General features: G+C 62.4%; 22 protein-coding genes. 10 read left to right on the top strand and 12 right to left on the bottom strand.

Annotation, left to right across the window (positions count from 1 at the left end; all coding sequences use genetic code 11):
• Positions 1-44: 44 nt before the first annotated feature.
• Positions 45-995: an agmatinase gene (speB, locus tag G7016_RS03935; RefSeq protein ID WP_181111530.1), complete on the top strand. Its 951-nt coding sequence runs from the start codon at positions 45-47 to the stop codon at positions 993-995.
• Positions 996-1,115: 120 nt separating this feature from the next.
• Positions 1,116-2,606: a purine-cytosine permease family protein gene (locus G7016_RS03930; protein ID WP_181111529.1), complete on the top strand. Its 1,491-nt coding sequence runs from the start codon at positions 1,116-1,118 to the stop codon at positions 2,604-2,606.
• Positions 2,607-2,622: 16 nt separating this feature from the next.
• Here G7016_RS03930 and G7016_RS24980 read toward each other — a convergent pair whose 3' ends face one another.
• The 5 genes from G7016_RS24980 to G7016_RS03910 all read right to left on the bottom strand — a co-directional run bounded on the left by G7016_RS24980 (position 2,623) and on the right by G7016_RS03910 (position 6,428).
• Positions 2,623-2,745: a PA1414 family protein gene (locus tag G7016_RS24980; RefSeq protein ID WP_258195055.1), complete on the bottom strand. Its 123-nt coding sequence runs from the start codon at positions 2,743-2,745 to the stop codon at positions 2,623-2,625.
• Positions 2,746-3,024: 279 nt separating this feature from the next.
• Positions 3,025-3,402 carry a transcriptional regulator gene (locus tag G7016_RS03925; protein ID WP_181111528.1) on the bottom strand — a complete coding sequence of 126 codons (378 nt, stop codon included), beginning with the start codon at positions 3,400-3,402 and terminating at the stop codon, positions 3,025-3,027.
• Positions 3,403-3,492: 90 nt separating this feature from the next.
• Positions 3,493-4,812 carry a DEAD/DEAH box helicase gene (locus G7016_RS03920; RefSeq protein WP_181111527.1) on the bottom strand — a complete coding sequence of 440 codons (1,320 nt, stop codon included), beginning with the start codon at positions 4,810-4,812 and terminating at the stop codon, positions 3,493-3,495.
• Between the two features lie 112 nt (positions 4,813-4,924).
• Positions 4,925-5,779, bottom strand: coding sequence for a carboxylate/amino acid/amine transporter (locus tag G7016_RS03915; RefSeq protein WP_181111526.1), 855 nt, complete (start codon positions 5,777-5,779; stop codon positions 4,925-4,927).
• Positions 5,780-5,828: 49 nt separating this feature from the next.
• Positions 5,829-6,428 carry an FMN-dependent NADH-azoreductase gene (locus G7016_RS03910; RefSeq protein ID WP_181111525.1) on the bottom strand — a complete coding sequence of 200 codons (600 nt, stop codon included), beginning with the start codon at positions 6,426-6,428 and terminating at the stop codon, positions 5,829-5,831.
• Between the two features lie 137 nt (positions 6,429-6,565).
• Between G7016_RS03910 and G7016_RS03905 the strand changes: the two genes are divergently transcribed.
• From G7016_RS03905 to alkB, 4 genes are all read left to right on the top strand, one after another.
• Positions 6,566-7,489, top strand: coding sequence for a LysR family transcriptional regulator (locus G7016_RS03905; RefSeq protein ID WP_181111524.1), 924 nt, complete (start codon positions 6,566-6,568; stop codon positions 7,487-7,489).
• Between the two features lie 147 nt (positions 7,490-7,636).
• Positions 7,637-8,200, top strand: a complete 564-nt coding sequence (locus G7016_RS03900; RefSeq protein WP_181111523.1) for a peptidylprolyl isomerase — start codon at positions 7,637-7,639, stop codon at positions 8,198-8,200.
• Between the two features lie 58 nt (positions 8,201-8,258).
• On the top strand, positions 8,259-10,091 hold the full coding sequence (locus tag G7016_RS03895; RefSeq protein ID WP_181111522.1) for an ABC transporter ATP-binding protein: 1,833 nt from the start codon (positions 8,259-8,261) through the stop codon (positions 10,089-10,091).
• Between the two features lie 3 nt (positions 10,092-10,094).
• Positions 10,095-10,754: a DNA oxidative demethylase AlkB gene (gene alkB / locus G7016_RS03890; RefSeq protein ID WP_181111521.1), complete on the top strand. Its 660-nt coding sequence runs from the start codon at positions 10,095-10,097 to the stop codon at positions 10,752-10,754.
• Positions 10,755-10,829: 75 nt separating this feature from the next.
• Here the strand turns inward: alkB and def are convergent, their stop codons facing one another.
• From def to G7016_RS03870, 4 genes are all read right to left on the bottom strand, one after another.
• The gene (def, locus tag G7016_RS03885) at positions 10,830-11,357 is read right to left on the bottom strand and encodes a peptide deformylase (RefSeq protein ID WP_181111520.1); all 528 of its coding nucleotides are present in this window, start codon (positions 11,355-11,357) and stop codon (positions 10,830-10,832) included.
• A gap of 19 nt (positions 11,358-11,376) precedes the next feature.
• The gene (locus G7016_RS03880; RefSeq protein WP_181111519.1) at positions 11,377-12,303 is read right to left on the bottom strand and encodes a YihY/virulence factor BrkB family protein; all 927 of its coding nucleotides are present in this window, start codon (positions 12,301-12,303) and stop codon (positions 11,377-11,379) included.
• A gap of 124 nt (positions 12,304-12,427) precedes the next feature.
• Positions 12,428-12,616, bottom strand: coding sequence for a CsbD family protein (locus G7016_RS03875; RefSeq protein ID WP_181111518.1), 189 nt, complete (start codon positions 12,614-12,616; stop codon positions 12,428-12,430).
• 115 nt (positions 12,617-12,731) lie between these two features.
• Positions 12,732-13,571, bottom strand: a complete 840-nt coding sequence (locus G7016_RS03870; RefSeq protein WP_181111517.1) for a CvfB family protein — start codon at positions 13,569-13,571, stop codon at positions 12,732-12,734.
• Positions 13,572-13,860: 289 nt separating this feature from the next.
• Between G7016_RS03870 and G7016_RS03865 the strand changes: the two genes are divergently transcribed.
• The 3 genes from G7016_RS03865 to G7016_RS03855 all read left to right on the top strand — a co-directional run bounded on the left by G7016_RS03865 (position 13,861) and on the right by G7016_RS03855 (position 16,870).
• Positions 13,861-14,580 (top strand): TorF family putative porin, encoded by a 720-nt coding sequence (locus G7016_RS03865; protein WP_181111516.1) that lies wholly within the window; start codon positions 13,861-13,863, stop codon positions 14,578-14,580.
• Positions 14,581-14,689: 109 nt separating this feature from the next.
• Positions 14,690-15,523: a DUF6279 family lipoprotein gene (locus G7016_RS03860; RefSeq protein ID WP_375139674.1), complete on the top strand. Its 834-nt coding sequence runs from the start codon at positions 14,690-14,692 to the stop codon at positions 15,521-15,523.
• A 78-nt stretch (positions 15,524-15,601) separates the two neighbouring features.
• A complete protein-coding gene (locus G7016_RS03855) occupies positions 15,602-16,870 on the top strand; it encodes a nitrate regulatory protein (protein WP_258195054.1) in 1,269 nt (422 codons plus the stop codon).
• Between the two features lie 75 nt (positions 16,871-16,945).
• Here G7016_RS03855 and G7016_RS03850 read toward each other — a convergent pair whose 3' ends face one another.
• The 3 genes from G7016_RS03850 to cysK all read right to left on the bottom strand — a co-directional run bounded on the left by G7016_RS03850 (position 16,946) and on the right by cysK (position 19,738).
• A complete protein-coding gene (locus G7016_RS03850) occupies positions 16,946-17,485 on the bottom strand; it encodes a GNAT family N-acetyltransferase (RefSeq protein WP_181111514.1) in 540 nt (179 codons plus the stop codon).
• A gap of 247 nt (positions 17,486-17,732) precedes the next feature.
• Positions 17,733-18,671 (bottom strand): aspartyl/asparaginyl beta-hydroxylase domain-containing protein, encoded by a 939-nt coding sequence (locus G7016_RS03845; RefSeq protein WP_181111513.1) that lies wholly within the window; start codon positions 18,669-18,671, stop codon positions 17,733-17,735.
• 92 nt (positions 18,672-18,763) lie between these two features.
• Complete coding sequence (gene cysK, locus G7016_RS03840) at positions 18,764-19,738, bottom strand: cysteine synthase A (protein ID WP_181111512.1); 975 nt, start codon at positions 19,736-19,738, stop codon at positions 18,764-18,766.
• Positions 19,739-19,872: 134 nt separating this feature from the next.
• Between cysK and G7016_RS03835 the strand changes: the two genes are divergently transcribed.
• The gene (locus tag G7016_RS03835; protein ID WP_181111511.1) at positions 19,873-20,949 is read left to right on the top strand and encodes a DUF748 domain-containing protein; all 1,077 of its coding nucleotides are present in this window, start codon (positions 19,873-19,875) and stop codon (positions 20,947-20,949) included.
• Positions 20,950-20,982 lie beyond the last annotated feature (33 nt).

The following is a 20,982-nucleotide window of genomic DNA, read 5'->3' as shown; positions in this document are numbered from 1 at the left end:
TGCGCAGACTCCAGCCATCCCGCTTTCGCAGAACGAGGCTTACCGTGGACAAGATTCTCCACCAACCCCTGGGTGGCAATGAAATGCCGCGCTTCGGCGGCATCGCCACCATGATGCGCCTGCCCCACCTGGCCTCCCCGGCCGGGCTGGACGTCGCCTTCGTAGGCGTGCCCCTGGACATCGGCACATCGCTGCGTTCGGGCACCCGTTTCGGCCCGCGGGAAATCCGCGCCGAGTCGGTGATGATCCGCCCCTACAACATGGCCACCGGTGCGGCGCCCTTCGATTCCCTCTCGGTCGCCGACATCGGTGACGTGGCGATCAACACCTTCAACCTGCTGGATGCGGTGCGGATCATTGAAGAAGCCTACGACGGCATCATCGAGCACAACGTGAAGCCCCTGACGCTGGGCGGCGATCACACCATCACGCTGCCGATCCTGCGTGCCCTGCACAAAAAGCACGGCAAGATCGGCCTGGTGCATGTGGACGCCCACGCCGACGTGAACGACCACATGTTCGGCGAGAAAATCGCCCACGGCACTACCTTCCGCCGCGCTGTGGAAGAAGGCCTGCTCGATTGCGACCGCGTGGTGCAGATCGGCTTGCGCGCCCAGGGCTATACCGCCGATGACTTCAACTGGAGCCGCCGCCAGGGCTTTCGCGTGGTGCAGGCCGAAGAATGCTGGCACCGCTCACTCGCTCCGCTGATGGAAGAAGTGCGCGCCAAGGTGGATGGCGGCCCGGTGTACCTGAGTTTCGACATCGACGGCATCGACCCGGCCTGGGCTCCGGGCACCGGCACCCCGGAAGTAGGCGGCCTCACCACCATCCAGGCGTTGGAGATCATCCGCGGTTGCCAGGGCCTGGACCTGATCGGCGGTGACCTGGTCGAGGTGTCGCCCCCCTACGACACCACCGGTAATACCTCGTTGCTGGGCGCCAACCTGCTGTACGAAATGCTGTGCGTGATGCCGGGGGTGGCGCACCGCTGACGTTCAGCGGAGCTGCAAGCTGCAAATAGTGAGAGCCTGAGAAAAAAGAAAAAGCCATGAGCGGGAAGCTTCAGCTTGCCGCTTGAAGCTTGCCACTAAAAAAAGTGATCGGAGCAGATCATGCATAACAACAACGCGAATCAGAGCATCGGCAAGATTGAAACCTATGGGGTCGAGCAGATCCCGGACAAGGACCGCACGGCCACGCCGCTGGACCTGTTCCGGATGATCTTCGGCGGCGCCAATACGTTTTCCACGGCGGTACTGGGCAGCTTCCCGGTGTTGTTCGGGCTGTCCTTCCAGGCGGGGGCGCTGGCGATCATCGCCGGTGTGCTGGTGGGGGCCTTGATCCTGGCGCCCATGGGGCTGTTCGGCCCTATCAATGGCACCAACAATGCCGTGTCCTCAGGCGCTCACTTTGGTGTCCATGGCCGTATCGTCGGCTCGTTCCTTTCACTGCTGACCGCGATCGCGTTCTTCTCCATCTCGGTGTGGAGCTCCGGCGACGCACTGGTGGGTGGCGCGCATCGCCTCGTAGGCCTGGCTGAAAGCGACCTTACCCTCGGGCTGGCCTATGGCCTGTTCGCGATCCTGGTGCTTACCGTGTGCATCTACGGCTTCCGCTTCCTGTTGTGGGTGAACAAGGTAGCCGTATGGAGCGCCAGCGTATTGTTCCTGCTGGGGATGGTGGCCTTCGCCGGCCCGTTCGATCCACACTACGCCGGGCAGGTTGCCCAAGGGCAGGAAGGGTTCTGGGCCGCTTTCATCGGCGCCGCGCTGGTGGCGATGAGCAATCCGATTTCCTTTGGCGCCTTCCTGGGCGACTGGTCCCGCTACATTCCCCGCACCGCTCCACGCTCGCGCATTCTGGGCGCGGTGGTACTGGCCCAGCTGGCGACGCTGCTGCCGTTCTTTTTCGGGCTGGTCACCGCCACCATCGTTGCGGTGCAGGCGCCGGACTACATTGCCAGTAACAACTATGTCGGCGGGCTGTTGGCCATCGCGCCTACCTGGTACTTCTTGCCGGTGTGCCTGCTGGCGGTGATCGGCGGCATGTCCACCGGCACTACGTCGCTCTATGGCACCGGTCTGGACATGTCCAGTGTGTTCCCACGGCTGCTGAGCCGAGTGAAGGCCACGCTGCTCATCGGCCTTATGTCCATCGCGTTCATCTTTATCGGGCGCTTCGCGGCGAACCTGGTGCAGAGCGTGTCGACCTTCGCGGTACTGATCATCACCTGCACCACGCCTTGGATGGTGATCATGCTGATCGGCCTGATGAAACGCCGCGGCTGGTACTGCCCGGACGACTTGCAGGTGTTCACCCGCGGCCAGCGCGGCGGCCGTTACTGGTTCCACCATGGCTGGAACTGGCGGGGCCTGGGGGCCTGGATCCCTAGCGCACTGGTAGGGCTGTGCTTCGTCAACCTGCCCGGGCAATTCGTAGGGGTACTGGGCGAGCTGGCGGGCGGCATTGATATCAGCTTGCCGGTCACGCTGGGGCTGGCTGCAGTGATCTACCTGACGCTGCTCAAGCTGTTCCCCGAATCGCCGGACGTGTACGGCCCTGCTTCAGCCAAGCTGCCAGCAGGCCTGGCCGCCGCAGCCTGAAAAGCACCGAAGAAGCTCAGCGGCGAGGCTGGCGCCGCTTGCGCTCGTCTTCGGTGGGGATTGGAACCGGTTGCATGGGCGGTATCAAACCAAGCGCGACAGCCAGGTCATGCAGCCAGTTGAAGAGTTTGTCTTGCATCACCTGCCCCCTTGGGACTTGCCCGATACGGCAACTGCGTGTGCCGTTACTGTACAGATCATAAACCCGGGGGGCCGGCCAGCGCATCGCCCCCGCTGCGACGAATGATCGCAGTGAGGGCTTTGGCCGACCTGTGGCGACCGACGGTCACCAGCCAGCACCCCTGATAATCCCGTTATCGGCAGACGGAAGCGATGCTGAAGCGCAGCTTGCTCCCGTGCTGTGTAACGGATGACCTTGCGCGGGATTCAGAGGTTCCACCGCAAGATGGTCGTGCGTTCAGGGGGCAACTTGCGCCTTGTTGGCCAGCTCCACGAATGTCAGCGGATCGAGGGCGTCCTCCTGTTCGTCGAGCACGTCCCGAGGGTGCTCACTGTCCGGGATGCTGCTGTCCAGCAAGGCAAGCAGGCGAGCGCCGTTGGTGGTCAGTTGATAGCCCTGCCCGGCGCCCGCTTCAATGAAGCCACGTTCGCGCAGCAGCGTTTCATAGCTCGAAGCATCTGCCTTAAGGGTATCCACCCCGACAGGGGTGGCGCCTTCGGCAGCCTGGGTTTGCGCGAGTTCTTCGGCGGAGTGATCGCTGTCGAAGGTTTCTCCGGCAGTGCTTTGCACCTTGTGCAGCAAGCGTTCGATCAGGTCCCAGTTATAGGTAGGCATGGTGCGGTAACTCCAGGAATGAGGGAGGGCACAGCATTCCTGGTTGTGACCGGGGCCCGGGGTGACCGTTCGGTCAGCCCCGGGCAAAGGTCATTCGGGCTTGCGCTTCTTCAGCGGAGCCAGGCCGTCCTGGCTGGCAAGGCCCGCGCTGTCAGGCTTGCGCGCGTTCGGCTTGCGCTTGGGCGTGGCCTTGGCGGCGGGCTTCTTGTCCTTGTCGGTCTTTTTCTTCTTCACCCCAACGGCCTTGCCTGAAGCCTTGAGCTTCTTCGGCCCGCTGTAGGTGCCTTTCACTTCCTTGATCACCCGGCGCTCGAAGTTCTGTTTCAGGTAGCGCTCGATGCTGGACATGAGGTTCCAGTCGCCGTGGCAGATCAAGGAGATCGCCAGCCCTTCGTTGCCAGCGCGACCCGTACGGCCAACGCGGTGAACGTACTCGTCGCCGCTGCGCGGCAGGTCGAAGTTGATCACCAGGTCCAGGCCGTCCACGTCCAGGCCGCGAGCGGCGACGTCCGTGGCCACGAGGATCTTCGCAGCGCCCTGCTTCAGGCGCTCGATGGCCAGCTTGCGGTCCTTCTGGTCCTTTTCGCCGTGCAGCACGAATACCTTGAAGTCCTTCGCTACCAAGTGGCCATAAATGCGGTCGGCCATGCTGCGGGTGTTGGTGAACACGATGGCCTTGCGATAGGTTTCGTTGGCCAGCAGCCACTGAACGATCGCTTCCTTGTGGGCGTTATGGTCCGCGGTGATGATCTGCTGCTTCACCGACTCGCTGAGGTCACTCACGTTGTTGACCATCAGGTGGGCGGGATCTTTCAGCACCTTGGCGATCATGTCGCGCAGGCCGGCGCCGCCCGTGGTGGCGGAGAACAGCAGCGTCTGGCGCTGCGGCGGGCACAGGTCGCACAGGCGGTTAACGTCTTCGGCGAAGCCCATGTCCAGCATGCGGTCGGCTTCATCGAGCACGATCACTTCCACCTGGGCCAGGTCGAGGTTGCCGGCATTGAGGTGCTCGAGCAGCCGGCCCGGCGTACCGATGAGGATGTCCGGCACCTTGCGCAGCATCGCCGCTTGTACCTTGAAGTCCTCGCCACCGGTGATCAGCCCCGCCTTGATGAAGGTGTAGCGGGCGAAGCGCTCCACCTCCTTGAGGGTTTGCTGGGCCAGCTCACGGGTGGGCAGCAGGATGATCGCGCGGATATCCACGCGTGGGCGCGCCGGGCCGATGAGGCGGTTGAGCAAGGGCAGTACGAACGCGGCGGTCTTGCCGCTGCCGGTCTGGGCGGTTACCCGCAGGTCACGCCCTTCGAGCGCTGGCGGAATGGCCGCGACCTGCACAGGGGTCGGCTCGACGAAATTGAGCTCGGCCACGGCTTTGAGCAGGCGTTCATGAAGGGCGAATTGGGAAAACACTGGGGTACTACCTCGAAGGAGAACGTGGAACGACGGCATAGGGTAGCGGAGCTTCGGCCTACAAGCGAGCCGCAAGCGCCCGAGCGGGTGCCCAGGCGGCCCGCCGACATGGTCAGGCCAGCGCCGCGCGGCGGCGGCTGATCCACACCGAGGCGAGGATAATCGCGCCGCCCAGTGCCAGGCGGCCGAGCGGTTCGTTGTGGTTCCAGATCAGCAGGTTGAGCAACAGGCCTACTGGCACGTGCAAATTATTCATTACCGCCAGCATACCGGCGGGCACCTGGCTGGCCCCTTTGTTCCAGGCGTACATGCCGAATGCCGTCGCTATCAACCCAAGGAACAGCAGCACACCCCACTGCAGGGGCGCATCAGGAAGCCGGGAAAGATTGCCGAACGCCAGGTAGGCCGGCAACGCCACCAGCACCGCGCCAAGGAAGAAATAGCCGAAGCGATGGAAATGCGGCCCGGGCAACGGTTGCTCGGCGACAAGGCGCTTGTACAGCACCTGTCCTGCCGCGTAGGTGAAGTTGGCCAGCTGAAGCAACAAAAAGCCGCCCAGGAAGTGCGCGGAAATACCATCGAAACGGATGACCGCCGCGCCCGCCACCGCAACCAGCGCAGCCAACAATGCCCACGCGTTGAAACGGCGCTCGAAGGCATCCTGCAGCAGGGTTACATGCACGGGGGTAAGGATGGTGAACAGCAGCACTTCGGGTACCGTGAGCACGCGGAAGCTCAAGTACAGGCACACGTACGTCACCCCGAACTGTAACGCGCCGATCAGCAACAGCCGGCGGGCAAAGGCTGCGGGCACTTCACGCCAGCGGGTAAGCGGGAGGAACACCAGGCCTGCGATCAGCACCCGCGCGAGCACGGCGAAGTAGCTGTCCACATGGCCGGCAAGGTATTCGCCGATCAGGCTGAAGGAGAAGGCTTGAACGAGGGTGACGATCAGCAGGTAGGGCATAGCGCGCTTCGGGCAAAGCGCGCAACTTTAACACATTCAGGCAGCCGGCTCAGGCAATGTCCGCCAGCTGCGCACGGGCCTGGCCCAAGCCTTTTTCGAGGAACTCGGCGCCCATGTTCAGGCCTTCGGCATGGATGAACGTCACGTTATGGATACCGATGAACGCCAGTACCTGGCGCAGGTAGGGTTCCTGGTGGTCACTGGTCGCGCCGGCGTGGATGCCACCGCGAGCGGTAAGCACATACGCACGTTTGCCGGTGAGCAGGCCTTGCGGGCCGGTTTCGGTGTACTTGAAGGTTACGCCGGCGCGCAGCACATGGTCGAACCAGGCCTTGAGGGTGCTGGGGATCGCGAAGTTGTACATTGGTGCAGCGAGCACCAGCACGTCGGCAGCCAGCACTTCTTCGGTAAGCTCGTTGGAGCGGGCCAGCGCTTCGGCTTCGGCAACCGTACGATCGGCCTCAGGCTTCATCCAGCCACCCAGCAGGGTTGCGTCCAGGTGAGGAACCGGCTGGCGGGCCAGGTCACGTACCTGGATGCTGTCATCCGGGTGCGCGGCTTTCCATTGAGCGATAAAGGCTTGGGTGAGGTCCCGGGAAACCGAACCTTCCTGGCGAGCGCTGCTTTCAATCACTTGTACACGGGACATGGCGAACCTCATTGGAAAGATGTGTTGTGGAATGAGCGCAGGTTAATGGCCAACCTATCGATTGAAAAGCGCAAAAAATCGCTACAAAGCATCGGTTTTCCTGTTTAATAAGCCATCACACTTTTCAGGTAGCCACAATGAAGGCACCCCGCGTAACCCTCGATCAGTGGCGTACCCTCCAGGCGGTTGTCGACCACGGTGGCTTCGCCCAGGCGGCGCAGGCGCTTCACCGCTCCCAGTCGTCGGTGAGTTACACCGTGGGGCGCATGCAGGAACAGCTGGGCGTACCGCTACTGCGCATCGATGGCCGCAAGGCCGTACTTACCGATGCCGGCGCGGTGCTGCTGCGCCGCTCCCGGCAACTGGTGAAGCAAGCCAGCCAGCTGGAAGACCTTGCCCAGCATATGGAGCAAGGCTGGGAGGCCGAGGTGCGCCTGGTGGTGGACGCCGCCTACCCCAACGCCCGCCTTGTGCGCGCCTTGACGGCGTTCATGCCGCAAAGCCGCGGCTGCCGGGTGCGGCTGCGCGAGGAGGTGCTGTCTGGCGTGGAAGAAGTGCTGCAGGAAGGTATCGCGGACCTGGCCATCAGCTCGTTCAACATCCCTGGTTACCTGGGCACCGAGATGAGCGCCGTGGAGTTTGTGGCGGTGGCCCACCCGGATCACCCCCTGCACCGGATGAACCGCGAACTTACGTTCCAGGACCTGGAAAGCCAGTTGCAGGTGGTGATTCGCGACTCCGGGCGGCAACAGCCGCGCGACGTGGGTTGGCTGGGGGCCGAGCAACGCTGGACGGTCGGCAGCCTTGCCACCGCTGCCAACTTCGTGAGCAGCGGGTTGGGCTTTGCCTGGCTGCCGCGCCATATGATCGAGCGCGAGTTGCGCGAGGCATTGCTCAAGCCCCTGCCGTTGGACCAGGGCGGCAGCCGCCACCCGGTGTTCTACCTGTATGCCAGCAAGGAAAAGCCCCTCGGCCCCGCCACCCAGATCCTGGTAGAGCTGTTGCGCAGTTTCGACACCGCGCCCCTGGATGCCCCCTACGCAGCACCGCCCTCCACCTGAGCCCACGGCAGTGGAACGTCCGCGCCCAGCGGGCATCCATTAAGGGTATCGAGGGCCTTTTGCGCTACCCTGTGAAGCTGCCTCGGCTGAGGCGCCGCCGCGTGCGGCAGTCATTACAAACACTTACACGAAGGAAGCCCTGCCTCCATGTTCAAACAACTCGTTCTTTGCGCCTGCTCCGTGATGTTCGCTGCTACCCTTCAGGCAGCGCCCGCGAACAAGCCCCATGTGCTGCTGGATACCGATATGGGCCCGATCGAAGTAGAACTCGATGCCGACAAGGCGCCAATCAGCACCCAAAACTTTTTGAGCTACGTGGACAGCGGCCACTACAACGGCACCCAATTCCATCGGGTAATCCCTGGCTTCATGGTTCAGGGCGGCGGCTACGACCGCAACATGAGCGAAAAGCCTACCCAGGCGCCAATCAAGAACGAAGCCGACAACGGCCTGAAAAACCTGACCGGTACCTTGGCCATGGCACGCACGTCCGATGTGAACTCGGCCACCAGCCAGTTCTTCATCAACGTCAACGACAACGCCTTCCTTGACCATGGTGGCCGGGACTTCGGTTATGCCGTGTTCGGCAAGGTGGTCAAGGGCATGGACGTTGTCACCAACATCGTCAACAGCCCCACCACCAACCGCGGCGGCATGCAAAACGTGCCGTCCAACCCGATCTTGATCAAGACCGCCAAGCGTATCGACTGATCCGTGCCTTGCCACCGCCCGTACCCCCGGGCGGTGTACTGAACTGGAGGGGATGCCAATGCTGTACCGCCGTTTCGAAAAGTGGATCGATGTATTTCGTGAAGCACCCACCGACGCACCGCCTGGCAAGGTCACCTCGTTCTACCTGTATTACCTGCGCCAGGTGTGGCCCAGTTTCGCGGCCCTGCTGGTTGTAGGCCTGATCGCCGCGCTCATCGAAGTAGCGCTGTTCAGCTACCTCAGCGACATCATCGACATGGTCAACAGCACCGCGCCCGATCGCTTCTTCAGCGAACACTGGGGCAGCCTGTTGTGGATGCTCGTGGTTGCGATGATTATCCGGCCGGTGTTCGTGTGCCTGCACGACCTGCTGGTGCACCAGACCATCTCGCCGGGCATGACCAGCATGATCCGCTGGCAAAACCACAGCCATGTGCTCAAGCAGAGCATGAACTTCTTCCAAAGCGACTTCGCAGGCCGCATCGCCACCCGGATCATGCAAACCGGCAACTCCCTTCGCGACTCCGCCGTACAGGCGGTGGATGCCCTGTGGCACGTGGCAATCTACGCCGTGAGTTCGCTGGTGCTGTTCGCTGAAAGCGACTGGCGCCTGATGATCCCGTTGATCCTGTGGATCCTCGCCTACGTGGTTTCCCTCTGGTACTTCGTGCCGCGGGTGAAAGAGCGCTCGGTGGTGTCCTCCGATGCCCGCTCCAAGCTGATGGGCCGGATCGTGGATGGTTACACCAACATCACCACGCTCAAGCTGTTCGCCCACACCAACCTCGAACAGGAATACGCCCGCGAAGCCATTACCGAGCAGACCGAGAAGACGCAACTGGCCAGCCGGGTGATCACCAGCATGGACGTGGTTATCACCACGCTCAACGGCTTGCTGATCGTGGGCACCACCGGCCTGGCACTGTGGCTGTGGACCCAGGGCTTGCTCACTGTGGGTGCTATCGCCCTGGCGACTGGCCTGGTGATTCGAATCGTCAATATGTCTGGCTGGATCATGTGGGTGGTCAACGGCATCTTCGAGAACATCGGCATGGTCCAGGACGGCCTGCAAACCATCGCCCAACCCTTGAGCGTGACGGACATGCCCGACGCCAAGGACCTCAAGGTGGAGCGCGGCGGCATCCGTTTCGAAGCCGCAGAATTCCACTATGGCAAGGTTGGCCGGGTGATCAGCGGGCTGGACCTGGAAATCGCGCCGGGCGAGAACATCGGCCTGATCGGCCCTTCCGGGGCCGGTAAATCCACGGTGGTGAACCTGCTGCTGCGGCTCTACGACCTCGAGAGCGGGCGCATCCTCATCGACGGCCAGGACATCGCCCATGTACGCCAGGAAAGCCTGCGCGAACAGATCGGCCTGATTACCCAGGACACCGCCCTGCTCCACCGTTCGATCCGTGACAACCTCTTGTATGGGCGCCCGGACGCCACCGACGAAGAGCTGTGGGAGGCCTTGCGCAAGGCCAAGGCGGATGAATTCCTGGCGCACCTCACCGACACTCAGGGCCGAATCGGCCTGGACGCCCATGTGGGCGAACGCGGCGTGAAGCTATCCGGTGGCCAGCGGCAGCGGATCGCCATTGCCCGGGTACTGCTGAAAAACGCGCCGATCCTGATCATGGACGAAGCCACCTCGGCGCTGGACTCCGAAGTGGAAGCGGCCATTCAGGAGAGCCTGGAAACCTTGATGGAAGGCAAGACCGTGATCGCCATCGCTCACCGCTTGTCCACCATCGCCCAGATGGACCGGCTGGTGGTGATGGACAAAGGCCGTGTGGTGGAAGTGGGCAGCCACAGCGAACTGCTGACGCACAAGGGCTTGTATTCGCGCCTGTGGCGGCACCAGACCGGCGGGTTCGTGGGCGTGGACTGAACCATGTTCACCCTCGACCTGTTCGGCGACCTGCCCCGCTCCGTTGGCGAACGCCGCCAGTTGGGGCCTGGTGCGTGGCTGCTGGAGGGCTTCGCCCTGGCGCGGGCCGAGGCGCTGGTCGAGGCCGTGCAGGCCATTGAAGCGCTAAGCCCGCCTCGCCACCTGGTAACGCCGGGTGGCTTCACCATGTCGGTGGCGATGACCAACTGTGGCCGCCTCGGTTGGAACAGCGACCTGAAGGGCTACCGCTATGGCCCGCTCGATCCGCTTTCCGGCAAGCCCTGGCCACCCATGCCTGAAGTATTCGTGAAGCTGGCGCATGATGCCGCCGAGGCGGCAGGCTATGCCGCGTTCGATCCGGATGCCTGCCTGATGAACAGCTACGCCCCTGGCGCTCGCTTGTCGCTACATCAGGACAAGGACGAGCAGGACCTCGCCGCGCCTATTGTTTCGGTGTCGTTGGGGTTGCCGGCTGTGTTCCTGTTCGGCGGCGCCCAGCGCAGCGATCCCGTGGAACGGTACGGCCTGCAGCATGGTGACGTGGTGGTGTGGGGCGGCGAAGATCGGCTGCGCTTCCACGGAGTAGCGCCGGTGAAGGCCGGGGAACACCCGCTTACTGGCGACCGGAGATTGAACCTCACCTTTCGGAAGGTGAACCGATGAGCCCTTATTCGCGAGCTACGCCTTCGGCTTCGCTTGCTCCTACAGGGTTCATCCTGACACGAGTGACTATAAGGTTCAGCGTTCCAGTTCCGGGAACAGCACGCTGGTATAGCCGAAGCGGCCGAAGTCGGTGATGCGCGAGGGGTACAGCCGGCCGATCAGGTGGTCGACCTCGTGCTGCACTACCCGGGCGTGAAAATCATGGGCTACCCGCTGTATAGCCTTGCCCCGAGGGTCCACGCCTTCGTAGCGGATGTGCTTGTAGCGGGCAACCATACCGCGCAGGCCAGGTATGGACAGGCAACCTTCCCAGCCCTCCTCCAGCTCCGGGCTCAGCGGCGTGATCAACGGGTTGATCAGTACCGTCCGTTCCACGGCCGCCGCGCCGGGGTACCGTGCATTGCTTTCAAAGCCGAACACCACCACCTGCAGGTCCACGCCGATTTGCGGGGCGGCCAGCCCTACGCCGCCGGCCTCGCCCATGGTCGCGAACATGTCGGCTATGAGCTCGTCCAGCTCATGGCTACCAAACAGCGCTTCGGGAACAGGAGGTGCAACCCGCAACAATCGTTCATCGCCCATCTTCAGGATATCGCGAATCATAGGACCTCCCCGCCCTGCCTCAGGTCTTGGCGCCGCCCAGGCCCGCGCGCTCGTCTTCATTCCCTTCCGACGGCTCGCCAGGGGCTTTCTCGCCCTTGTCCTTGCCCTCGGCGGACATATGCTCGATTACCGCGTTCATTTCCGCCCCCAGCAGCAGAACGGCCGACGAGATGTAGAAGTACAGCAGCAGGATGATGATCGCGCCAATGCTGCCGTACATGGCGTTGTAGTCAGCGAAGTTCTGTACGTAATAGGCGAACCCGACCGATGCAAGAATCCACACCACCACAGCTAGCACGGCGCCGGGCGTGAGGAAGCGGAAGCGTTGATCCACGTCTGGCATCAGGTAGTAGATCAATGCCACGGCCAGCATCAGCAACACCACCACAACCGGCCAACGGGCAATGGTCCAGATGGTCACCGTGATGCTTTCGAGGCCGATCTGCCCGGCAATCCAGTTCATCACTTGCGGCCCCAGCACCATCAAGGCAGCCGCGCACAGCATCATGCCGGCCAGCCCTATGGTGTACAGCACCGAAAGCGGCAGGCGCTTCCAGGCTGGGCGCCCTTCCGCCACATCGTAGGCTGCGTTCATTGCGCTCATTAGTGAACGCACCGCCGCGGAAGCCGTCCACAGCGCGGCGATGATACCGAACGACAACAGGCCGCCCTTGGACTGCTGCAGTTGGTCGATCACCGGGTTTACGGAATCCAGTGCCTGGTGAGGCAGCACCATGGTCGCCTGCTCACGCAGCCATGAGAAGAAATCGGGAAGATGTAAGAAACCGATCATCGCGATCAGGAACAACAGGAACGGGAATAAAGAGAACAGCATCTGATACGCCAGTGCGGAGGCGTAGGTGGACATTTCGTCGTTGGAGAACTCTTGAACGGTGCGGACCAATACCTTGGTCAGCGGCAGCTGCTTCATATCTGGAAAAATCATCTGGCGGGCTCCTTTTGACTATCCCCTTGGCCTGGCTAAGCCAGCCCCTGTGATTTCGCCATGCCTGATAGCACAGCGGCCATCCTGAGATGACCGCTGTAGTATTACGAAGTTTTACTCAGGTTCAGGATCGAGTGCCCTTGGTCACTGTTTCCTTGATGTCGCCCTTGGTTTGCTGGGCTTCACCCTTGATTTCGCGCGCAGCGCCTTTGGCCTTGGTTTCAGGGCTGTTGGTGGCATCGCCTACCGCTTGCTGGGCTTTGCCCGCGAGTTCGTTAGCCTTGCCTTTGATCTTGTCGCCAGTACCGCTCATGAGTATTACTCCTCGGTGTGGATTGAAATGAATTCAATCGGCATAAAGATGGACAAACCGCTCCGCTCATGAGTTTCAACATTTTTTTGGCAAGTTGGCGGGCGCCGACGAAGGGTCACGGCGCTAACGAAATGCTATCCGGGCGGATGACAATTTTCCCGGCCTTGTACAGCGCGCCGATGGCCTTCTTGAAGTTGCCCTTGCTCACGCCGAACTGCTGCGCGATCACTTCGGGTTCGCTGCGGTCGCTCAAAGGCAAGCTGCCCCCCGCCTTGCGCAAGGCCTCCACGATCTGCTCCTGCAGGCCTGTAACCGCCTGCTCGCCTATGGGCTGCAGGCTCAGGGCAATCTTGCCGTCCTCACGTACCGCCTTGATGTAGGCGGTTTCGCGCATGCCGCTACGCAGGAACTTGAACACCTCGTTCTTGTGGATCAGGCCCCAGTGGGCGTTCTCGATGATCGCGTTGAACCCCAGGTCGGTCTGGGCGGCGACCAGCACCTGCACGGGCTGGCCGACCTTGTACGTGGCCGGGGTTTTATCGAGGTAGCGGTCTACCTTGGCGCTGGCCGTGATGCGGCGCGTACGGCGGTCCAGAAACACATGCACCACGCAGTATTCCCCGGCACGCACCTGGCGTTTTTCTTCGGAGAACGGCAGCAACAGGTCTTTGGGGAGACCCCAGTCCAGGAAAATCCCGATGGAATTGATTTCCTTGACCTTGAGGCTGGCAAACTCGCCAACCTGCACCTTGGGCTTCTCGGTAGTTGCCAGCAGCTTGTCTTCGCTGTCCAGGTACACGAACACGTTCAGCCAGTCCTCGACCTCGTGCGGGATATCCTTGGGCACGTAGCGGTTGGGCAGAAGAATCTCCCCATCGGCGCCGCCGTCCAGGTACAGCCCGAAATCCGTATGCTTGACCACTTGCAAGCTGTTGTAGCGACCCACCAAAGCCATGACCGACACCTATGTTGACAAGCCGTTAGTGTAACTCACCCCGGCGCGACCCTTCCCGGGTTTTGCCTGCGGCTGCACCGGATGGCCGGCCCCGCCAGTTCGATCGGGCCCAAGGGCGGTCCGGGCAAACCGCCCGATCCGGCCAAATCGACGAATGGCGCCCTATGATGGCCCCTCGAATGATGATCGAAGGTATCCTCTGACCCGTCTAAACCGGGCATCTGCCTTAACCCGATACCGTTGCGAGCACCACGCAGCAGCCTCCGCGCTTTGCGCCAGGGAGAGACGCATGCTCAAACCCAGCCTGATGCTGACCGCAGGCCTTCTGGCCGCACCTCACCTTCACGCCCAAACCCTGCAGCGCGAACTGGGCGACTTCGACCTGAAACTGGGCACCACGCCAACGCGCAGCATGGCCCAGGGGCTGGTAGCGCCTGGCACCATCGGCTCTTTCCATGGCGGTATCGACGTTACCCATGACAGCGGCTGGTATTTCGGCCAGTGGTCACCCAGCGTCGGGCTCACCCCAGACAGCAACTTCGAGCTGGACAGCTACCTGGGGTACAAGCGCCGCCTGGTGCCGGATTTCGGCTATGAGCTGGGCGTGATCAGTTATACCCGGCCCGATGTGGCCGACGGCAACAGCCATCAGTTGTATGCCGGCATGCGGGTGTTCGAAAGCCGTTTCGGCGCGGCCTTCAGCGAGGCGGTCGACAGCCGCTCCGGCACGCTGTTCGCGGATTTTGGCCAGTTGCCGCTGTTCAACCTTGATGTTTCTGTAAAAGTCAGCCGCTACAGCCTCAGCTCGCCCTACGCACTGGGTGATGGGGAACTGGTCGAAGGCTTCAGTGACTGGTCCATGCAGGTATCCCGGCCGCTGATGGGCGTAGACCTCAACCTCATCTACAGCAGTTCCGACCTGCGGGGCGGCGAGTGTGTGGCTTACTCAGGGCACAACCCGGCCTGCGACAGCATGGTCACCCTCAAGGCGCAGCGGGCGTTCTTCTAACGCCAGCGGTTTGCGTCACGCCCACCGGCGTTCTACCGTTAGCGCAGGCAGCAGTAGCGGGTACGGGGGAACGATGAGGGGTTGTGCGGTTCATCGAGGATGGTTGGCGGTGTGTCTGCTGGCGGTGTTGGCCCTCGCCGCGTGTACCCGCATGGACCTGGCGTATCGCAACCTCGATACCTTGATACCCTGGAGCCTCGACGACTACCTGGACATGAACCGGGAGCAGAAGGCGTGGTTCGAGGATCAGTTGGCAGAGCACTTGCGCTGGCACTGCCAAACGCAGCTTCCCGGGTATCTGCCATGGCTGGATCGCCTTCAATCACTGGTAGCCGCGCAAAACGTAAGCGACGACACCTTGCAGGCGCTCACGCGGGACGCCGAAGAGGCAACCAACGCCATTGCCCGGCAGATCACGCCTTCGGCCGTGACATTGCTGCGCAACCTCACCGACGAACAGGTCAGTGCATTGCGTGAAGCCTTCGCCAAGGACATTGCCAAGCGCCGCCGGGAACAGGTTGCCCCGCCACTGGCGCAACAGATAGAAACCCGAGCCGAAAAGATGCACGACCGGCTCAAGCCCTGGCTCGGCCGAGTCAGCGCAGAGCAGGACGCAGCGATCAGCCGCTGGTCTGCCCAGCTTGGTAATCACAACGCGGTAGCGCTGGAGAATCGCGAACACTGGCAGCAGGCCTTGCTCACGGCACTCGAGCACCGGGCGGAGCCAGGTTTCGAGTCGCGTATCACTCAGTTGCTGCAACGGCGCGAGGCGCTGTGGAGTGAAGCCTACCGGGTAGACCGCGGCAACAGCCAGGCGGCGGCCCGGGCCCTGACCCAGGCGGTGCTGGCGTTGACCGACGCCGGGCAGCGCCAGCAGCTCACCGAGCAACTGGAAAAACTACGGGCACGCTTTTCAGCACTGCGTTGCCTGAAAAAACAGTAGCCAAATGCCTCCATCGCATGGGCGACGCCTGGGCTATCGTGCTCTAATCAGACGGGACCCCTTGATACCTGAACGCTCATGTCAGATCACTACATGCCCCCCGCCCTGCGCTTCATGTTGGCGGCTCGCCGGATCGAACTCGAAGGGCTGGAGAGCCTGGCCTTTACGTGCGATCTGGTATCAGCGCTCAGCCAACTGGTGCATGCGATTCAGCGAGAGCGCGGCTGGTCGAATCTCCACCTGGGCAGCGCGCTCGAGGATCATCTCGACGAGCTGCAACGGCTGGCGGAAGAATCCCAGGCCATCGAAGAACAGGTGCGCGCCTGTTTCGAAGGCATGGACCTCGACGCAGCGGCCTCTACCGACAGGGCGCGGCTGTTCAACCGCATCGCCTATGTATTGCACGGCTTTGAGGAGCTGCCTGGTTTGCGGCGCCGCGTACGTGAGCGGCGAATTACCGCGGTAGAAGCCACCAGCGCGCTTACCCGGTTGATCGGCGGCTTGCTGGCGGTAGTATTCGAAGCCGCGGACACGGCGATCGACCCGGCCATCACCCGGCTGTTGGTGGCGCTGTTCAATTTCATGCAGGGCAAGGAACTGGCCGGGCAGGAGCGGGCCATTGGCGTCAATGGCTTCGCTATCGGCTATTTCGACGAAGCTTTGCGCCAGCGGCTGGAACATCTGGGCCAGGCCCAGGACCGGTGTTTCGAGGTGTTTTGCGAGTTCGCCGAGGCGGGCGCCCTTACGCTCTGGCAGGCTCAACTCAGCAGTGAAACCCTGATGCAGTTACAGCGCATGCGCGCCATGGCGCTGCGTACCCATGCCGGCGCGTGCGTGGACCCGGCCCTGTCCCGGGTATGGTTCGACATCGCCACACGGCGTATCGACGCGCTCAAGGATGTGGAAAACCACCTTACCCGTGCCCTGCAGGACGGGTGCCGGCAGAGCATCCAACTGGCACGCGCCGACCTTCACAATCACCGCCTGCTGCTGCGTCGGCTGGCCAGCCTGGAAAGCACGGGGCAGAGCGAGCAGGCTCGACTGTTCAGCGTATATGCCAGCGGGCTCGACGCCCCGCCGCAGGATGGGCTGGGCCCGCAACTGGGGCGCTCGGTACTGGACCTGCTGCATGCGCAAACCCAGCGGCTGGTAAGCACCACCGATGAGCTTGAACAGGCCCGCCGTGCACTCACCGAACGCAAGATCATCGAGCGTGCGAAAAAGCGCCTGATGGACGAGTACCGCCTGAGCGAAAGCGACGCTTATGCGCGCCTGCGCCAAGCAGCCATGGAACGCGGCCAGCGGCTGGCGGACGTTGCCCAGGCGGTGGTGGACCTGCAAGCGTAGCCGCAATCGCAGGTACTTCGATTGCCCGTAGCAGCCGCGCTTGCGCGCGACCAAGGCAACCAAGGTGCCCCGGTATCAGCTTGCAAACAACCGTGACGGCGCTTGAGGAAGGCCATACCCCGCACCACCGCACCCTGCGCTACCGCCCAGCGTAAGGCACCAATACTCGGCGTCGCCGCGCAGGTCCAGCGCCTGGCCCATGCCGATGTGCACAAAGCCCAGCGCTTCGTGGAGGGCGATGGTTTCCGTGTCGGTAATCGCCACGCCGGCATACACCGCCAGGTAACCTTGCTCCTGCAAATGTTCGAGCAACGACCGGTACAGCGACCGCAGCATGCCCAGCTCCCGACCGCGGGGCGTCATGTACACGGTAACGTCCACGGACCAGCGCAACGCCAAGGGCGCCTTGTGAGCACGGGCGTAGGCAAAGCCGACAATTTCATCGTTGCATTCCGCTACCAGGAAGGGGTAGCGGCCAAGCGTTGTGGCCAACAGCCCGCACAGGTCCGGGTCGTTGCCGGCAGGCACGGATACACCGTGTGCAGGGTTTGCATGAACGGCACGCAGCGCCGCGCAGTCGCTGATACGCGCCGTTCTTACCAGGCAAAACGTCATAAAACAGACATCCTGAAGAAATTCCCGAAATGCGAGGAATCCATCGCAAGCACCGCTCCCTCTAGGGTAAGCGCGAAGGATGGATCCAACCATCGAGCCCTGCAAGCTTACCCCGATGTGAGGCACCCCGCTTCGTCAAAAGTGCCGCTCCGTTTCACCAAAGTGCCATCGGGGTGTGGATTTGTGACAGGTGTCCCATATTCAGGCCGCATCCGCGGCATCGGCGCCGCGAATGGCAAGGAAAGGCTTAGCCGAACAGCCAGTAGCCCAGCGCGGTCAGCACCACGACCGCCAGCACAGGGCGCAATACCCGATAGGCCTTGGGATGGCGCCGTTTGAACTGCTTCACGCCCGAGCTGGTGCGGTCACTGAAGCGTTTGCTCCAGGCGTAGGCCTGGTTGATACCGCCTACACGCTCGTCGTCGAGGTTCTGCGGCGCGGTGGCACGGCCCAGGAAGTCGCTGACGCTGCGGTTGATCCGCGTCATCAGGCGGTTGGACAATGGCCGCTCGATGTCGCAGAACAGGATCACTCGGGTTTCATCGGTTTCGTTCTTCACCCAGTGCACGTAGGTTTCATCGAACATCACATCCTGGCCGTCGCGCCAGGCATAGGGTTGGCCATCCACGTAAATGCGGCAGGCATCCGAGTTGGGCGTGGCCAGCCCCAGGTGATACCGCAGGGAGCCCGCGAAGGGGTCGCGGTGCGGGTTGAGATGGCTACCACCAGGCAGCAACGCAAACATGGCGCCTTTCACGTTAGGAATCCCGCTCACCAGCTCGACTGTGCGTGGGCACAGCGCCATCGCCGACGGCAGCGGCTTGTCGTACCACTTCAGGTAGAAGCGCTTCCAGCCTTTCTTGAAGAACGACCCGAAGCCCGCGTCGTTGTTCTTCTCGGCGGCACGGATGTAGCCCTCGTCGAACAGGCGCATCGCCTCCTCGCGAATCACGCCCCAGTTGTCCTTCAGTACATCGAGTTCCGGAAAGCGGCTACGGTCCAGATAGGGCCGGGACGGCACGCTGGAAAACAGGTACATCAGCGCGTTATAGGGCGCAAACAATGCCGAGTGGTTGACGAACTGGCGCAGCACCGGCAGCCGCGCCTTGCCGCGCAAGTGCACATAGAGCGTGCTGCCGATGAACATCAGCAGCACAAGGGCCTTGGCGGTGAACGAGAGGGTCATGCAGCGCTCCTGGGTTTTGGCAGACCGCCATGATAAACCCGAAGCCCCGCCGCGCACAGGTCAGCGGCGGGTGGGTATGACGGATGTCATGTTCAAGCCTGGTTTTCCTGCTCGGTGAACAGGTCGCTGAACAGCATGCTCGACAGGTAGCGCTCGCCCGAATCCGGCAGGATCACCACCAGTGTCTTGCCTTGCATCTCCGGCTTCTCGGCCAGGCGCACCGCTGCGGCCATTGCCGCGCCACAGGAAATACCGCACAAAATGCCCTCCTCACGCATCAGCCGCAGCGCCATGGCTTTGGATTCGTCATCGCTCACCTGCTCTACCCGGTCCACCAGGCTCAGGTCGAGGTTTTTCGGTACAAAGCCTGCGCCGATGCCCTGGATTTTATGCGGGGACGGCTTGATCTCCTCGCCGGCCAGCGCCTGGGTGATCACCGGCGAACCGATCGGCTCGACCGCCACGGACAGGATCTGCTTGCCTTGCACCTGCTTGATGTAACGGGACACACCAGTGATAGTGCCGCCGGTGCCCACGCCCGCCACCAGCACGTCGACCGCCCCGTCGGTGTCATTCCAGATTTCCGGCCCAGTGGTTTTCTCATGGATGGCCGGGTTGGCCGGGTTTTCAAACTGCTGCGGCATGAAGTAGGTGGCTGGGTCTGCCGTTACAATTTCCGTGGCTTTCTCGATCGCGCCCTTCATGCCCTTGGCCGGCTCGGTGAGCACCAGTTCGGCGCCCAGTGCCTTGAGCACCTTGCGCCGCTCCAGGCTCATGGACGCCGGCATGGTCAGCATCAGCTTGTAGCCGCGCGCCGCCGCCACAAACGCCAAGCCGATACCGGTGTTGCCGGAGGTGGGCTCCACGATGGTCATGCCCGGCTTGAGGCGGCCGGAGGCCTCGGCGTCCCAGATCATGTTGGCGCCAATGCGGCATTTGACCGAATACCCCGGGTTACGCCCCTCGATTTTCGCCAGGATCGTTACCCCCCGCGGCGCGATGCGGTTGATCTGCACCAACGGCGTATTGCCAATGGAGTGGGCGTTGTCGGCGAAAATGCGGCTCATGGGGTTGTCCTTGTGTGAATCGGCCGGAAGTCGCCAGAGGGTAAGCCTGCAGGTGCGCAGCGTCCAGTGGGCGGCGGGTCGAACGTCTTGCGCACAAAACAGTCCACTGACCATGTTTGAAGGAGCCCGCTTCGATGAAACGTCGCTACCGCTGGCCGCTCGTGGCTATCGTTACGTTGGTTGTGCTGCTGATCGCGCTGCACATCGCCCTGCCCTTTATTGTGCGCGACTACCTCAATGACAAGCTTCGCGACATGGGCGCCTACAGCGGCCACGTGGACGACGTGGACATCGCGCTGTGGCGCGGCGCTTATGTGGTCAATGGGCTGAAAGTCACCAAGGTGGACGGCAAGGTGCCGGTACCGCTGCTCGAACTGCCGCGTACAGACATCGCGGTGAGCTGGCATTCGCTGTGGTACGACCACGCCGTGGTAGCCCGGATCGCCTTCCTGCGCCCTGCGCTGAACTTCGTCGATGGTGGCGAAAACAAACAGGCGTCCCAGACCGGTGCGGGCACCGACTGGCGTGCGCAGCTGGAAAAACTCCTGCCGATCACCCTGAACGAAATTCGCGTGGATGACGGCAAAGTCAGCTTCAACAACTTCACTTCCAAGCCACCGGTGAAGCTTGAAGCCACCCAGATCAACGCTAGCCTCTACAACCTCACCAACGTGGAAGACGCCCAAGGCAAACGCGACGCCCGTTTCGACGGCAAGGCCGTGCTGTTCGGCCAGGCCCCGGTGAATGCCACGGCCACCTTCGACCCCTTCAGCAACTTCGAGGACTTCGAGTTCCGCCTGCGCGTGACGGATATCGAGCTCAAGCGCGTGAACGATTTCGCCTCTGCCTACGGCAAATTCGACTTCAACGCCGGCCACGGTGACGTAGTGATCGAGGCCAAGGCCGACAAGGCCCGGTTGAGCGGCTACATCAAGCCATTGCTGCGAGACGTGGACGTGTTCAACTGGCAGCAGGATGTGGAGAACAAGGACAAGGGCTTCTTCCGCTCTGTATGGGAAGCCTTGGTGGGCGGCACTGAAACTGTGCTGAAAAACCAGCGCAAAAACCAGTTCGCGACCCGTGTAGAGCTGAGCGGCAACGTGCATCGCCAGGACATCAGCCCGCTGCAGGCCTTCTGGGAAATCCTGCGCAATGGCTTCGTTCAGGCCTTCAGTGCCCGTTACGAGCAAGCGCCGCCGACGAAGGACTAAACCCCGGGGCGATGAATTCCCCCCGGGCACGGG

This window comes from Pseudomonas japonica, assembly GCF_013522925.1.
Classification (GTDB): Bacteria; Pseudomonadota; Gammaproteobacteria; order Pseudomonadales; family Pseudomonadaceae; genus Aquipseudomonas; species Aquipseudomonas japonica_A.
Note: the sequence above shows the minus strand (reverse complement) of the source record. Positions and strands in the feature narration are given on the sequence as shown.

What these genes read in the sequence shown, in the direction of transcription:
- G7016_RS03930 (WP_181111529.1), top strand. Translation starts at nt 1,116, where the DNA reads ATGCATAACAACAACGCGAATCAGAGCATCGGCAAGATTGAAACCTAT.
- G7016_RS24980 (WP_258195055.1), bottom strand. Translation starts at nt 2,745, where the DNA reads ATGCAAGACAAACTCTTCAACTGGCTGCATGACCTGGCTGTCGCGCTT.
- G7016_RS03925 (WP_181111528.1), bottom strand. Translation starts at nt 3,402, where the DNA reads ATGCCTACCTATAACTGGGACCTGATCGAACGCTTGCTGCACAAGGTG.
- G7016_RS03915 (WP_181111526.1), bottom strand. Translation starts at nt 5,779, where the DNA reads ATGCCCTACCTGCTGATCGTCACCCTCGTTCAAGCCTTCTCCTTCAGC.
- G7016_RS03910 (WP_181111525.1), bottom strand. Translation starts at nt 6,428, where the DNA reads ATGTCCCGTGTACAAGTGATTGAAAGCAGCGCTCGCCAGGAAGGTTCG.
- G7016_RS03905 (WP_181111524.1), top strand. Translation starts at nt 6,566, where the DNA reads ATGAAGGCACCCCGCGTAACCCTCGATCAGTGGCGTACCCTCCAGGCG.
- G7016_RS03900 (WP_181111523.1), top strand. Translation starts at nt 7,637, where the DNA reads ATGTTCAAACAACTCGTTCTTTGCGCCTGCTCCGTGATGTTCGCTGCT.
- G7016_RS03895 (WP_181111522.1), top strand. Translation starts at nt 8,259, where the DNA reads ATGCTGTACCGCCGTTTCGAAAAGTGGATCGATGTATTTCGTGAAGCA.
- alkB (WP_181111521.1), top strand. Translation starts at nt 10,095, where the DNA reads ATGTTCACCCTCGACCTGTTCGGCGACCTGCCCCGCTCCGTTGGCGAA.
- def (WP_181111520.1), bottom strand. Translation starts at nt 11,357, where the DNA reads ATGATTCGCGATATCCTGAAGATGGGCGATGAACGATTGTTGCGGGTT.
- G7016_RS03880 (WP_181111519.1), bottom strand. Translation starts at nt 12,303, where the DNA reads ATGATTTTTCCAGATATGAAGCAGCTGCCGCTGACCAAGGTATTGGTC.
- G7016_RS03875 (WP_181111518.1), bottom strand. Translation starts at nt 12,616, where the DNA reads ATGAGCGGTACTGGCGACAAGATCAAAGGCAAGGCTAACGAACTCGCG.
- G7016_RS03870 (WP_181111517.1), bottom strand. Translation starts at nt 13,571, where the DNA reads ATGGCTTTGGTGGGTCGCTACAACAGCTTGCAAGTGGTCAAGCATACG.
- G7016_RS03865 (WP_181111516.1), top strand. Translation starts at nt 13,861, where the DNA reads ATGCTCAAACCCAGCCTGATGCTGACCGCAGGCCTTCTGGCCGCACCT.
- G7016_RS03855 (WP_258195054.1), top strand. Translation starts at nt 15,602, where the DNA reads ATGTCAGATCACTACATGCCCCCCGCCCTGCGCTTCATGTTGGCGGCT.
- G7016_RS03850 (WP_181111514.1), bottom strand. Translation starts at nt 17,485, where the DNA reads ATGACGTTTTGCCTGGTAAGAACGGCGCGTATCAGCGACTGCGCGGCG.
- G7016_RS03845 (WP_181111513.1), bottom strand. Translation starts at nt 18,671, where the DNA reads ATGACCCTCTCGTTCACCGCCAAGGCCCTTGTGCTGCTGATGTTCATC.
- cysK (WP_181111512.1), bottom strand. Translation starts at nt 19,738, where the DNA reads ATGAGCCGCATTTTCGCCGACAACGCCCACTCCATTGGCAATACGCCG.
- G7016_RS03835 (WP_181111511.1), top strand. Translation starts at nt 19,873, where the DNA reads ATGAAACGTCGCTACCGCTGGCCGCTCGTGGCTATCGTTACGTTGGTT.